The organism is Dyella sp. 05T440 (assembly GCF_056395965.1).
In genome coordinates this window covers 493,255-506,053 of the sequence record NZ_JBFTKN010000002.1, presented here as the reverse complement: position 1 = coordinate 506,053, position 12,799 = coordinate 493,255, and the positions used below count along the sequence as shown (strand labels likewise).

Annotated in this window: 8 protein-coding genes; 5 read left to right on the top strand and 3 right to left on the bottom strand. The window is 63.7% G+C overall.

Annotated elements, in window-relative coordinates:
- Positions 1 to 80 precede the first annotated feature (80 nt).
- The 3 genes from kbl to tdh form a co-directional block, all read right to left on the bottom strand.
- A complete protein-coding gene (gene kbl / locus AC1DE1_RS04080; protein ID WP_441603559.1) occupies positions 81 to 1,274 on the bottom strand; it encodes a glycine C-acetyltransferase in 1,194 nt (397 codons plus the stop codon).
- A 252-nt stretch (positions 1,275 to 1,526) separates the two neighbouring features.
- Positions 1,527 to 5,246, bottom strand: coding sequence for a DUF748 domain-containing protein (locus AC1DE1_RS04075; RefSeq protein WP_477178907.1), 3,720 nt, complete (start codon positions 5,244 to 5,246; stop codon positions 1,527 to 1,529).
- Between the two features lie 166 nt (positions 5,247 to 5,412).
- Positions 5,413 to 6,447, bottom strand: coding sequence for an L-threonine 3-dehydrogenase (gene tdh / locus AC1DE1_RS04070; protein WP_441603557.1), 1,035 nt, complete (start codon positions 6,445 to 6,447; stop codon positions 5,413 to 5,415).
- A 143-nt stretch (positions 6,448 to 6,590) separates the two neighbouring features.
- Here tdh and AC1DE1_RS04065 point away from each other — a divergent pair, with 143 nt between their 5' ends.
- From AC1DE1_RS04065 to hflX, 5 genes are all read left to right on the top strand, one after another.
- Positions 6,591 to 8,753 carry a S46 family peptidase gene (locus tag AC1DE1_RS04065; protein WP_477178906.1) on the top strand — a complete coding sequence of 721 codons (2,163 nt, stop codon included), beginning with the start codon at positions 6,591 to 6,593 and terminating at the stop codon, positions 8,751 to 8,753.
- A gap of 161 nt (positions 8,754 to 8,914) precedes the next feature.
- Entirely contained in the window at positions 8,915 to 9,667 is a 753-nt protein-coding gene (locus AC1DE1_RS04060) for a carbonic anhydrase family protein (protein WP_477177608.1), read from the top strand.
- A gap of 111 nt (positions 9,668 to 9,778) precedes the next feature.
- Complete coding sequence (gene miaA, locus AC1DE1_RS04055; protein ID WP_477177607.1) at positions 9,779 to 10,726, top strand: tRNA (adenosine(37)-N6)-dimethylallyltransferase MiaA; 948 nt, start codon at positions 9,779 to 9,781, stop codon at positions 10,724 to 10,726.
- Positions 10,727 to 10,885: 159 nt separating this feature from the next.
- Positions 10,886 to 11,155, top strand: a complete 270-nt coding sequence (hfq, locus tag AC1DE1_RS04050; protein WP_477163810.1) for an RNA chaperone Hfq — start codon at positions 10,886 to 10,888, stop codon at positions 11,153 to 11,155.
- Positions 11,156 to 11,305: 150 nt separating this feature from the next.
- Positions 11,306 to 12,631, top strand: coding sequence for a ribosome rescue GTPase HflX (gene hflX / locus AC1DE1_RS04045; protein WP_477178905.1), 1,326 nt, complete (start codon positions 11,306 to 11,308; stop codon positions 12,629 to 12,631).
- The last annotated feature ends 168 nt before the right edge of the window (positions 12,632 to 12,799 follow it).

Sequence of the window (12,799 nt, the reverse complement as noted above, 5' to 3'; positions counted from 1 at the left end):
GCAGTCGCGCACAGGGTGCGCTCCCACAGGAAGGCATGGCTGCGCCTCTCCTAAGAGGAAAGGCGCAGCTCCAAGCTGGGTTAAATCACGCCCAGCTTCTTACCCACCTTCGTAAACGCCGCAATCGCCTGATCCAGCTGCTCACGCGTATGCGCCGCACTCATCTGCGTGCGGATGCGCGCCTGGCCTTGCGGTACGACCGGGTAGAAGAAACCGGTGACATAGATGCCCTCATCAAGCAGCTCGGTCGCCATGGCCTGGGCTTTCTTGGCGTCGTAGATCATCACCGGCACGATGGGATGTACGCCGGGCTTGATGTCGAAACCCGCCTTGGTCATCGCTTCGCGGAAGTAGCGGGTGTTCTCTTTGACCTTGTCACGCAGGTCGCCCGCGGCGGCCAGCATCTCGAACACCTTGGTGCCGGCGGCCACGACGTGCGGCGGCAGCGAGTTGGAGAACAGGTAAGGGCGCGAACGCTGGCGCAACATCTCGATCACTTCGCGCGGGCCGGTGGTGAAACCGCCCAGCGCACCACCGAGTGCCTTGCCCAGCGTACCGGTGATGATGTCGATCTTGTCGAGCACACCGTTGACCTCGGCCGAACCGCGGCCGGTGTCGCCGAGGAAGCCCGTGCAATGGCATTCGTCGATATGCACCAGGGCGTTGTACTTCTTGGCCAGCGCAGTGATCTGATCCAGCGGCGCGATAAAGCCGTCCATCGAGAATGCACCGTCGGTCGTGATCAGCTTGGTACGCGCGCCTGCAGCATCGGCAGCCTGCAGCTGCTTTTCCAGATCGGCCATGTCGCAATTGCTGTAGCGGAAGCGCTTGGCCTTGCACAAACGAATGCCATCGATGATGGAGGCGTGATTGAGCGCGTCGGAGATGACGGCGTCTTCCTCGCCCAGCAGCGGTTCAAACAGACCGCCGTTCGCGTCGAAACACGCGGCGTAGAGGATGGTGTCCTCTTTGCCGAAGAACTCCGAGATCTTCTTTTCCAGCTCCTTGTGCAGATCCTGCGTGCCGCAGATGAAACGCACCGACGCCATGCCGAAGCCATGCGTGTCGAGCGCGTCCTTCGCTGCCTGGATCACTTCGGGATGATCGGCGAGTCCCAGATAGTTGTTGGCGCAGAAGTTCAGCACTTCCTTGCCACTGTCGAGACGGATCTTCGCCGACTGCGGCGAGACGATGATGCGCTCGGCCTTGAACAGGCCCTGCTCACGGATCGATTCGAGTTCGCTGGCGTAGCGAGACTGGCCGGGGTAGCTCATGGGGGAATTCCAGCTGGGTCAAAAGGCTATTTTGACCCCTTGGACGCGGGCTGGGAAGGCGAGCCTCTACTCCCTCTCCCCTCCGGGGAGAGGGTTGGGGTGAGGGGCGGGTGCTCGCGGCGACGTTTCTTCTTTAGCCAGGTCGCTCTTACGAAGCCAAGAGCAACGAACGAATCTATGAAGGCATGAGGCTAGGCCGGCCCCTCACCCCAGCCCTCTCCCCGCCGGGGAGAGGGAGCAGAGCAGAGCCCCTCACCCCTGGTGCAACCCAAACTCCACCCGTGTCGTCTTGCCCTTATCGTCGATGTCCTTGGTATCCAGCTTCGGATCCTTGATCGCGACGCGCTTGTCGTCGATCTTGCCCTTCAGCCACGCCTGCACCGCGGTGGCACGACGCTGCGCGAGGTCGCGCATGGCGGCATCGTCGACGGAGATGTTGGTTTCCATCAGGCTGCGCATCTCGTCCGGTTCCAGCGATTTCTTCAGGCCGATGATGTTCTTGGGCTTGCCCTTGAAGTCATCGTCCTTATAGGCGCGCTTGAGGTACTTCTCGTACTCGTCGGGCGTCACGTTGACCGAGGCGAGTGCAGCATCCGACGTATCCGCATTCTTGCCATCCTGGTCGAGCGCCTTCGCGCGGCGAACCATGTTGTCCACGGTCACCTTGCGCAGGCCGTCCTGATCCTTGGACGGATCGATACGGCCGATGATGTCCAGGTTCAAGGTGTTCTTCTGGTTGAGCATCGCCACGACCTTGCCCAGGCGATCCTGCGCATTCTTGTCGAGCACGGCCGAGCCCGCATCGAACTCCACGTAACCCAGATCCTCATGGCTGCCGCCGCCGAAGGCCGCGCCGAGCAGACGGAACGGCGCCGTGGCGGCCTTCGCGATCAGGTTGCCGATGGCGCGCCAGATCAAGCCGCCCATGCTGAACTGCGGATCGTCGAGCGAACCCGATACCGGCACGTCCACGTCGATATTGCCCTGGGTGTCCTTGAGCAAGGCCACGGCCAGCTTGACCGGCATGTGCTTGATGCCCGGGCTTTCATCGCGATCGCCGAAGGTCAGCTGGGTGATGAAGATATGGTTGTCGGCGTTGAGCTTGCGCTGGTCCAGCGTGTAATGGACGTCCATCGTCAGCTTGCCCGCTGTGATGGGATAGCCGGTGTATTTGGTGGAGTAGGCGCTGAGTCCGGTCAGCTCGACTTCGTTGGCCTTGCCCTTGATGTCGAGGAAGGCCACCGGCTGCAGCGGATTGATGGTGCCGTCGATATCCACCGGCGAGTTGTCGTTGAGCGCTGCCTGCACCGACAGCTCCGCCGGCGGATCGCCAGGCGTGGTCGCAATCGTGCCGATCTTGCCGGTGACCTTGGTGAGGTTGGCCGTGTAGTTGGGCTTGATGAAGTTGTCGGTGTAGTTGAGCTGACCGTTGACCAGGGTGATGCCGCCGATACGCACATCCGCAGCCGGCGTCGCCGGTGCGTTGGTGTCAGGGACGATCGCCGTGGTGGTGGTGCCCTTGGTGGTCTTGGACGGCGCAGCGGCGGTCGCGGCGGCAGGCGCTGGTGCCGTTGCCGCTGGTGCCGGGGCGGGCGGCACCGCTGCACCGGAAGGCTGCTCGTTGGCGGCACGCGTGACGGACACCGGTGCCACCTCGGGATTGGCCACCACTTCGGAGAGGTTCAAGGTGCCGTTGGGATTGACGATCACGCGCGCGTAGAACGAACTGAGCACCAGTCCGGCCACATGCATGCGCGGCGCGCCCGAGCCATAGGCGACATCCAGGTTCGAGCCACTGAGCGTGCGCCAGCGCAGGAAATCATCGCCGGTAAGTTTGTCCTGGATGCGCACCTGTTCCAGCGCCGCATTGCCCTTATAGGTGAACTTCGGTTCCGCACTGCGCCCGTCGTAATGCAGCTTGCCGTTGCTGGTGACGCGCGCGCTGGAAATGACCACGTTCAACGGCACGCTGATATACGGCTGGAAATTGGTGATATCCAGTCGCTTGGTATCGATCTGCAGGTCGGCCATCGTAGGCAGCGGTTGCAGCTTGCCGTTGGCGGTGAAGCTGCCCTTGGCCACCGTGCCCGACAATTTCATATCGCGCGGTTCGTTGAGCTTGTCGCTCAGGTTGTCCATCGAGCCGCTGACCGAATCGATCTTGATCTTCACCGGCTTGTCGCCGGCCGCCATATCGGTGAACGCAACCGCGGCATTGTCGAAGGTGAGGTGAGCCACGCTCCAGTGCCACGGCGGACCGCTGGCGGCGGTTTGCTTCTTCGGTGCATCCTTGGCAGCGAACAGATCGACCAGGCTGATGTACTTCTTGCTGTCGCGCTGCACGTCCAGGCTGAGGCCGGTGGCCTTGACCGTACCCAGCTGCGCCTGTTGCGTGACCAGGTCGACCTGGGTGATCTCCGCTTCCATCGTGTTCCACGACACGGGCGAACCATGTCCCTTGAATTGCGGCTCCATCGCAAAGTCGGTCACCGTGGCATGCGCATCGGCGAGATGGACGTTGAACGGTGCGCCCCAATCCACTTGCAGCTGGCCGGTGGCATCGATTTTGCCCTTGGTCAGGCGCGCATTGATGCCTTGATAGGTGGCTGCCTGCAGCGGCGCCATGTCGACCTGCTTGAGCGTCAACGCAGCGACCAGCTTGTTCTTGGCCAGATCCACCGTGCCCTTCATGCCGAGGTCGCCGCCGAAAAACTGCGCCGTCACATCAAGCTTTGCCACAGGGGCTGCCTGCAGACTCAGGCCCTGCATATTGCCGCGCAGATTGCCCAGGTCGATCTTGCTGCCGGCAGCATCCGTGTAATGGATGGCGCTGTTGGCGAGCGTCATCGAGGCAATGCGCAGATCGGTAGGTGCGGCCTTCTTGTCTGCATCGGCTTTGGCGGGGGCCGCCGTGAGCGCGTCGAAATTGCTGTGGCCGCCGGCGGCAGCGGTGTAATAGAGCTGCGCACGGTCCAGCACGAGTGCGCCCAGCACATAACGCGACGTCAGCGGCTGCACGTCGCTGAGCTCGGCCGTGCCCTTGCCCAGGCTCAGGATCGACTGGCCGTTGCTGCTGTTGAGCACGAAGTCGTCGATCTGCAGTTTGCCGGTGAGTTGCAGCTGCGGCGTCGGTTTGGCCTGCACGAAATGCAGCACCAGATCACCGCTGAGCAGGCCCTTGGGTATCGCCACCGGCAGGGTGGTGGGCGCATAACCGATGTAGCGCGCCAGATCGAGGCGATCCAGGCGGAAATTGATGGTGGAATCGCGACTGTCGGCAAACGGCTTGGTGTGGCCTTCGACACGCAGCGGGCTGCCATCCACGCTCATCGACAGCAGCGGCTGCACGAATACGTCGGTATCGCTGGGCAGGTTGGCGATGAAGGGAATGCCCAGCTCCAGCTGTTCCACGTGATGGTTGGCTTTCATCGCCTCATCGGCGAACTGGATATCGCCGTTGTGCACGCTGATGTTGGAAAGCGCAAAGCGCGCCGGTGCCGCCTTCGGGTCGGACGGCGTGGCGTTGAAGCGATCGATGATGTCGCTGAAATTGAAGCGCTGGTCGCCGGTGCGCACGATGCGGACGCGCGGATGCTGCACGACCAGTTCATCCAGCACGGGCGCCATGCGGAACAGCGAGGCCCATGACACATTGATCACGGCCTGATCCACATCAACGAAGGCCGACTTGCCATCGCTGTCGGCGATATGCAGCTGATCCAGCTGCAGCCGCAACGTATAGGGATTGAGATGCGCGGCACCGAGCGTGACGGGGCGTTGCAGCGCGGCGCTGGCGCGCTTTTCGATCTGACTTCGAATGATCGATGGCGCGGCAAGGAAGCCGAGGATGCCGAAGACAATCACCACGATCGCAACGATCAAGGCGATCTTGCGTGTGCGATGCGATTGGTAGACGGCGATGGCGCGGTCGCGTCCCGCGGCCAGATGACGATTGCTGAACAGATCAGCCATGCGGACGATGCTCCCGTGCCATCGCGCGCCGACCGTATCCAGCCCTTGGGCCGGATACCTTCACAATCCCAGCGATTAGTCGGCCGCCTTGGTCGAAGTGTACTAGGGCGGCCGACCTTTCAGGTTGGATTTCCCGCAGGAAATTCCGAGGTGTGACAGGGTTCGCTCAGCTCCAGGAGCAGACGACCTTGCCGCACTTGCCCGCATCCATCAGATCGAAGCCCTTCTGGAAATCGTCGATGTGAATCTGGTGCGTGAGAACTTTCTGAAGCGGGAAGCCGGTGAGCACCATCTGGGTCATCTTGTACCAGGTCTCGTACATGCGACGGCCGTAGATGCCCTGCATGGTGAGGCCCTTGAAGATCACCTTGTCCCAGTCGATGCCGGCACCCTTGGGCAGGATGCCGAGCAGCGCGATCTTGCCGCCGTGGTACATGCAATCGAGCATGTCGTTGAAGGCGCGCGGGTTGCCGCTCATTTCCAGGCCCACGTCGAAGCCTTCCATGTGCAGGTCTTTCATCACGTCCTTCAGCGACTGGTTGGCCACGTTCACCACACGCGTGGCGCCCATGTCCGCCGCCAGCTTCAGGCGGTAGTCGTTGACGTCGGTGACAACTACGTTACGGGCGCCCACATGCTTGGCGATGCCCGCGGCGATGATGCCGATCGGGCCGGCGCCGGTGATCAGCACGTCTTCGCCGATCAGGTCGAACTCCAGCGCGCAATGCGCAGCGTTGCCATACGGGTCGAAGAAGGCGGCCAGCTCGGACGGGATCTGGTCCGGGATCGGCCACAGGTTCGAGGCCGGCATGGTCATGTATTCGGCAAACGCGCCATTGCGGTTCACGCCGATGCCCACGGTGTTCGGGCACAGGTGCTGGCGGCCGGCGCGGCAGTTGCGGCAGTGGCCGCAGACGATGTGGCCTTCGGCGGAGACACGGTCGCCGATCTTGTAGCCGGTCACGCCCGGGCCGATCTCCACGATGCGGCCGACGAACTCATGGCCGATGGTGAGGCCGGGCTTGATCGTGCGCTGGGACCACTCGTCCCACTTATAGATGTGCAGGTCGGTGCCGCAGATCGCGGTCTTTTCCAGCTTGATAAGCACCTCGTTGGGGCCGACCTCGGGAACAGGCACTTCTTCCATCCAGATGCCCTGTTCGGGTTTGCGCTTGACCAGGGCTTTCATCATCTGAGGCATGGTATTTCCGTGGGGGAAGGGCGGGAAAACGGACATTATAGAAGCCTGGGCAGGGCGCCGCCTTCGTGCAGTGCAGCGTTGCCCCCGGGCCGGCCAAGGATTATGGTCGCAATTTTTTGCGACCACCCAGGTCGGGAACAGGCATGAAACGACGGACATTCACGCTGCTGGCGGCAACATGGGGCTTGATGATGGCCATTCCTAGCCACGCTGACGAAGGCATGTGGATGCCCTCGCAGCTGCCCTCCATCGGCAAGCAGCTGCATGCGGCGGGCTTCCAGGGCAATCCGGCCGACCTGGCCGACCTGACCAAGGCGCCGCTGAGCGCGGTGGTGAAGGTGGGCGGGGCCACGGGTTCGTTCATCAGCGACGACGGCCTGGTGCTGACCAACCACCACGTCGCATTCGGCGTGATCCAGTACAACAGCAACGCGCAGCGCGATCTGATCCAGAACGGTTTCGTCTCGCACGAGCGCGCGGAGGAGCTGCCGGCCAACCCTGATTTCCGCCTGCGCGTGACCACCGGTTTCGACAAGGTCAGCGAGCAGGTGCTGGCGGCCGCCAGGGGCAAGACCGGGCGGGCCTATTTCGATGCGATCGACGCCATCAGCAAGACCCTGGTGGCCGATTGCGAGCGCGAAGCCGGCGTGCGTTGCAGCGTGGTCAACATGTTCTATGGCCGCGACTTCTACCTGGTCAAACAACTTGAACTGCGCGACCTGCGTCTGGTCTACGCGCCGCCGCGCGCCATCGGCAACTACGGCGACGAAGTGGACAACTTCGTATGGCCGCGCCATGCGGGCGACTTCACCCTGTTGCGCGCTTACGTCGGCCCCGACGGCAAGCCGGCTGATTTCGCCAAGGACAACGTTCCCTATCACCCGCCTGCGCACTTGCAGGTGGCACGCGATGGCGTGCGCGATGGGGATTTCGTGATGCTGGCGGGTTATCCCGGTACGACGTATCGCCATCGCACGGCGGCGGAGTTTGCCGATCAGGTGCAGTGGCGCTTGCCGACCACGGTGGCGGTGATGCAGCAGCTGCAGCATGTGATCGAAGACGCCGGTCGCGATGATCGGCCTGCAGCCATCCGCTATGCCTCGCAACTGCAGTCGTTGAAGAACAACATCAAGCGCTATGAGGGCGAGTTGGATGGCCTCAAGCGCAGTGATGCGGTGACGATCCGCCGCACGGATGAGGACGCGATGATGGCGTGGCTGGCTTCACAGCCGCAGGCTGGCACGCTGCGTCCGCAGATCGATGAGGTCAATCGCCTGATTGCCGCCGGCAATGCGATGCGCGAACGCGATCTGCTGCTGGGCATGATGCAGACGCAAACGCAGTTGCTGCGTTCGGCCATCATGCTGCAGCGCCTCGCCATTGAGCGCGGCCAGGCCGATGCCCAGCGCGAGGCGGGCTATCAGCAGCGCGACGAAGAGCTGATCGCCGGCACGCTGCGCCAGGTTCAGCGCCGCTACGATCCAGCGGTCGAGAAACATCTGTTGCGGGCCTTGCTCACGCGCTATCAGGCCTTGCCCGATGCGCAACGCCTGCCTGAATTCGACGCTGCGTTCGGGCACACGCCTGAGACTTTGTCGCACAAGCTCGAGCAGGTTTACGGCGCCACGCAGCTGGGTGACGAAGCGAAACGGTTGGCTTGGCTCAAGGCAGAGCCTGCGGCGGTGAGCAAGTCCGATGATGCACTGCTCGCGCTGGCTGTCCAGCTGCAACCTGCACTGCTGCGCGTGGAAGACGAGCGCAAATCGCGCGAAGGTGACTTGCTGCGTCTTCGTCCGGCGTATATGGATGCGCTGATTGCCTATCGCGAAAAGCAGGGGCGCGCTGTCTATCCCGATGCCAACAGCACCCTGCGCGTGAGCTACGGCAAGGTCACACCGTTGAAGGCGCGCGATGCCGTGTCCTATGAACCGCAGACGACCACCGCGGGCATCGTGGAGAAGAACACCGGCGCGGAACCGTTCGACGCGCCCAAGCCCTTGCTCGACGCCATCGCCAAGGGCGACTACGAGGGCTATGCGGATGCGAAGACCAAGGCCATGCCGGTCGACTTCCTGAGCAATCTGGATACCACCGGCGGCAACTCGGGTTCACCCGTATTGAACGCCAAGGGCGAGCTGGTAGGCCTCAATTTCGACAGCAACTGGGAGGCGGTAAGCGCGAGCTGGATGTTCGATCCGCGTTACAAGCGCGCCATCCATGTCGACCTGCGCTACATGCGCTGGCTGATGGACAAGGTCTATCCGGCCCCGCAGTTGTTGAATGAGATGGGTGTGCCGAGGCGCTGATTCCCCCACTGTGGGAGCGCACCCTGTGCGCGACGGCCTCACCCTGTCGCGGCGCTAGTCGCGCACAGGGTGCGCTCCCACAGACAGCCGACGAACTGAGGTTCACACCGGTTTCATCCCCCCAGGCGTGCAGTAGTTCCTTCCATTAGGGAGGGGACGTTATGCAGCATGACGACGCTTGTTGCGCCGGCGCGACGGATCCCGCGCGCCGCTCGCTGTTGAAATCTGCCATCGGTGCCGCCGCGTTTGCCGCGGTGGGCGGCGTTTCCTGGCTCATGCCCGGTCTGGCACAGGCTGCCGCCTTGACCAAGGAGCAGCGCGATGCGATGACGCCAGACCAGGTCATCGCCATGCTCAAGGAAGGCAACGAGCGATTCTGTGCCGGCAAGATGCAGGGACACGACTATCTGGCACAGAAGCGTGCCAGCGCCGGCGGGCAATACCCGGCAGCGGTGATCCTCAGCTGCATCGACTCGCGCGCGCCGGCCGAAATCATCCTGGATGCAGGGATCGGCGACACCTTCAATGGGCGCGTCGCCGGCAACGTCGCCAACGACGATCTCTTGGGAAGCATGGAGTTTGCCTGCGCGCTTGCCGGCGCCAAGCTTGTGCTGGTGATGGGGCACACAGCCTGCGGTGCGATCAAGGGCGCCATCGACAACGCCAAGCTCGGCAACCTCACCGGCCTGCTCGACAAGATCAAGCCAGCCGTCGAAGCCACCAAATTCAGCGGCGAACGCACCAGCAAGAACGATGCTTTCGTTGATGCCGTGGCCGCGACCAATGTGCGTCAGACGGTGGCGGAGATCCGCCGTCGCAGCGATGTGCTGGCCGGCCTGGAGAAGGACGGCAAGATCAAGATCGTGGGTTCGATGTATCACCTCGTCGGCGGCAAGGTGGAGTTTTATTCCTAGGCGCGCGCACCTTCTGTGGGAGCGCACCCTGTGCGCGACTGGCGTGCCGCAGTCGCGCACAGGGTGCGCTCCCACAATGAGGATGGCAGGGTTCGCCAGTACAATGGCCCGATGCCGATCGATCAGCGCCCACTCGCCGTATTCCTGATGGGCCCGACCGCGTCGGGCAAGACCGCGCTTGCATGCGCCTTGAGCGATCAGTTCCCGCTCGACCTGGTAAGCGTCGATTCCGCCCTGGTCTATCGTGGCCTCAATATCGGCGCGGCCAAACCGGATGCGCCGACGCTCGCGCGCTACCCGCATCGACTGATCGATATCCGCGATCCCGCCGAGCCTTACTCGGCCGCGGATTTCCGCGGTGACGCCGTAGCCGCCATGCAGGACATCACGGCGCAGGGCAGGGTGCCACTGCTCGTTGGCGGCACGGGGCTTTATTTCCGCGCGCTGCAACAAGGCCTTTCGCAGCTGCCCGAAGCCCATCCGGCGGTGCGTGAGCGCCTCACTGCGCAGGCGGCGGATGATGGATGGCCTGCGCTGCATGCGCGTCTGCAACAACTCGATCCCTCCGCCGCCGAACGCATCGGGCCCAACGACGCGCAGCGTATCCAGCGCGCGCTGGAAGTGATCGAGCTCACCGGTCGCCCGTTGTCAGAGCAGCAGCGCGGCGGCAGCGGCGAGCGTTTCCCATGGCGCGTACTCAAGCTGGCGCTCGTGCCGCAGGACCGTGCGCCCTTGCACGAACGGATCGCACAACGTTTCGACACGATGTTGCGCGACGGCTTTCTCGACGAAGTTCGCGCCCTGCGCGCCCGTGGCGACCTGCATGCCGATCTTCCGGCCATACGCGCCGTAGGCTACCGACAGGCCTGGGATTATCTGGACGGCCAAACCAGCGAGGCGGAATTTCGCGACCGCGGCGTGTTCGCGACACGTCAGTTGGCCAAACGGCAGATCACCTGGCTGCGCAGCGTGCTCGACGCACGGATGCTTGATCCGGAGGGTTCTGCGACGTGGAATCTTGCCGAGGATGCCCTGCGTTTGTTTCTCGGCGAACAATAGTGTGCCGCCCAGTTCTCTAAACACCATTTTCACGCCTGACGAAAGCTGCATTCGCCCTTTCATCAACGATTTAAAAGTGGTTAATATTCCTCCGCCTTGGACCGGGGCGCGTCACGCGTCTTTTATCCCGGTCCGTCCGTTGCGAGGGGAGAACAAGAAATGTCCAAAGGGCAATCATTGCAAGATCCGTTTCTTAATGCGCTGCGCCGTGAACGCGTTCCGGTCGCTATTTACCTGGTCAATGGCATTAAGCTGCAGGGCACGATCGAGTCGTTCGATCAGTTCGTGGTGCTGCTGCGCAACCAGGTAAGCCAGATGGTCTACAAGCATGCCATCTCCACCGTGGTACCCAGCCGCAATGTGCGCATGGGCAATGGCCACGACGGTCCGGGCGATGCGCCGGGCGGTGCGCCCGAAGCGGAAGCTTGATTACGACGGGTGGTCGACCCATCTGAGTAGGGTAGGCGTCGCGGCATTATCGGCCGGCGGCGTATCCACATACACTTCCCACTCCGATCCGTGCCGTGGACCGTCTTAAGGTCCGCGGCATCGCGTCTTCATAAAGGTCTTCCCGCCCTCGTGTTTGATCGTCAAAAGAAAGGCGAACGCGCCGTCCTCGTGCTCCCGCATTCCCGTGGAGAGGGCGATACAGCGCGGCGCGCCGAAGAATTCGCCGAGCTCGTGCGCTCGGCAGGCGCCGAGATCCTCGGCAGCATCCCCGCACGCGTCGTCGAGCCCAACCCGCGCTATTACATCGGCACCGGCAAGGCCGACGAGGTGGCTGAGGCCGCCCGGGCGCTCGAAGCCGACCTGGTCCTGGTCGATCACCTGCTCACCCCGGTGCAGGAGCGCAACCTCGAAAAGCTGCTCAATGTGCGCGTGGTGGACCGCGCGGGCCTGATCCTGGACATCTTTGCCCAGCGCGCCCGTTCCCACGAAGGCAAGCTCGAAGTGGAGCTGGCCCAGCTCAAGCATCTTGCGACGCGACTGGTGCGCGGCTGGACTCACCTTGACGCCCAGCGCGGCGGTGCCATCGGCAACCGCGGCCCGGGCGAAACCCAGCTGGAAACCGACCGCCGCCTGCTCGCCGAGCGGGTGAAGATGCTGACCAAGCGCCTGGAAAAGGTGCAGACCCAGCGCGTCCAGCAGCGCCGCGCGCGCCTGCGCAACACCGTGCCGAGGGTCGCCCTGGTGGGCTATACCAATGCCGGCAAATCCACCCTGTTCAACGTGTTGACCGAAGGCGAAGTATTCGCCGCCGACCTGCTGTTCGCCACGCTGGACCCGACCGTGCGCAAGCTCGACGGGCTGTCCTGCGGGCCGGCGGTGCTGGCCGACACGGTGGGCTTTATCCGCGAGCTGCCGCATGACCTGGTCGCCGCTTTCCGCGGCACCCTGGCCGAGGCGCGCGACGCCGATCTGCTGCTGCATGTGAGCGACGCGGCCGACGAGGAGCGCGAGCGCCTCGCCCGCGTGGTCGACAACGTGCTCGAAGAGATCGATGCCGGCGACCTGCCGCAGCTGCGGGTGATGAACAAGATCGACCTGGCCGGCACCGAGCCGCGGATCGACCGCGACGCCGAAGGACGCCCCACCACGGTGTGGCTGTCGGCCGCCAGCGGGCAGGGCCTGGACCTGCTCCGGCAGGCCCTGGGCGAGCTGCTGGGCGGCGAGCGGGTGCAGTCCGAACTGCGCCTGCCGCATACCGCCGGCCGCCTGCATGCCCTGCTCAAAGCCGCCGGCGCCATCGTGGGCGAAGAGGTGGACGAGGATGGCTGGCGCTTGAACATCGACGCGCCGCGCAGCGTGATTGCGCCCTTGAGCGGCGGTAGCGCCAGCGAGGCAGCCTTGCTCCAGCCCATCCTTGACACGGCCGAAGAGGCCTTGCAGGACGGCACCCGCTAAACAGCGAACCCCCTATGGGAGCGCACCCTGTGCGCGACAGGCGCCCGAGCGCCCGGCGAACACCGGTTGTCGGGGTGGCCTTGCGGCGCCAGTCGCGCACAGGGTGCGCTCCCACAAGTGGAGCGCTTCCATGGGGAGGAATCCCTGGCGGGCTCTGTTAGAATGGTC